This is a genomic window from Jiella mangrovi (genome assembly GCF_017815135.1).
Classification (GTDB): domain Bacteria; phylum Pseudomonadota; class Alphaproteobacteria; order Rhizobiales; family Rhizobiaceae; genus Jiella; species Jiella mangrovi.
Map to the genome: position 1 here is coordinate 1 of NZ_JAGJCF010000037.1, position 1,296 is coordinate 1,296.

Consider the following 1,296-nt stretch of genomic DNA (forward strand, 5'->3'; position numbering starts at 1 on the left):
TGTCCGACCCGAGACATAGGTGACGTTTCGTACCGGAGACATGGGTAACACTTTTCGCTTTGCGGGAGGTGTTGATGCCGTGGATGGAAAGGTCCGTTATGGACGAACGTCTGCGCTTCGTGGCCCGTCTTCTGGACGGCGAAGGCATGAGTGATGTTTGCCGCGCGTTCGGGATCTCCCGAAAGACCGGCTACAAGATCTTCAACCGCTATAAGCAGGAAGGCATGGAGGCGCTGACCGACCGCTCGCGGCGGCCGGTCCGCTACGCCAACCAGTTGCCGGACCCGATCGAGCGGCTGATCGTCGACACCAAGCGGGACAAGCCGTACTGGGGTGCGAGGAAGATCAGGGAGACCCTGGTCAGGAAGCTCGCCGGCGATGTGCGCATCCCCGCCACCTCGACGGTTCACGCGGTTCTCGACCGGCACGGCCTGGTGAAGCGCGCCCGTCAAAGGCGGCGCTTCACCGCCACAGGCACGGAGCTCTCGCAAGCGCTCCAACCGAACGACCTCTGGTGCTCGGATTTCAAAGGCGAGTTCAAGACCGGCGACGGTCGGTACTGTTACCCCCTGACCGTGACCGACCAGGCCTCACGCTTGATCCTGACCTGCGAAGCCCTTGAATCGACGAAAGAAGATCCCGTCATCGAGGCCTTCGTGCGCCTGTTCAGGGAACGTGGTCTGCCGAGGGCGATGCGATCCGACAACGGTCTGCCCTTCGCCTCGCCAAACGGGCTGTACAACCTGTCGAAGCTTTCCGTCTTCTGGATCAGGCTCGGCATCGCGATCGAGCGGATCAGGCCAGGTCATCCGCAGCAGAACGGCCGCCACGAACGCATGCACCTGACCTTAAAGAAGGAGACGACCCGCCCGCCTGGCGTCAACAGCCTGCAACAGCAGGCCCGATTCGACGAATTCGTCAGAGAATTCAATGACGAGCGCCCACACGAGGCTCTCGGAATGAAGACGCCGAGTGAAGTCTACGCCCCTTCTTCAAGAGCCTATCGGGGCCTGCCCGAGATCAAATACCCGTTCCATGACAGGGACGTCCTCGTCACGGCTTGCGGCCGCATCTGCATGCACAGAAAGAAAATCAACGTCTCGACCGTCATGGCCGGACAAAGGCTCGACATCAAGGAGATCGAGGAAGGCATTTGGATCGTCAGCTTCATGAGGTACGATCTGGGATATATCGACCTGGAACAGAGAACCTTGCAAACAATCGACAATCCGTTCGGCACGAGATTGTCACCCATGTCTTAGGAACGTTCTGTCACCCATGTCTCCGGGCCGGACA

1 protein-coding gene is annotated in these 1,296 nt (G+C 60.0%); it reads left to right on the forward strand.

Features of this window, described 5'->3' with window-relative positions; translation table 11 throughout:
* Positions 1 to 74: 74 nt before the first annotated feature.
* Positions 75 to 1,262, forward strand: coding sequence for an IS481 family transposase (locus J6595_RS22350; protein WP_209597962.1), 1,188 nt, complete (start codon positions 75 to 77; stop codon positions 1,260 to 1,262).
* Positions 1,263 to 1,296: the final 34 nt, after the last annotated feature.

Excerpts from the sequence above, each read along its gene's own strand:
- J6595_RS22350 (WP_209597962.1), top strand. The coding sequence starts at position 75 with ATGCCGTGGATGGAAAGGTCCGTTATGGACGAACGTCTGCGCTTCGTG.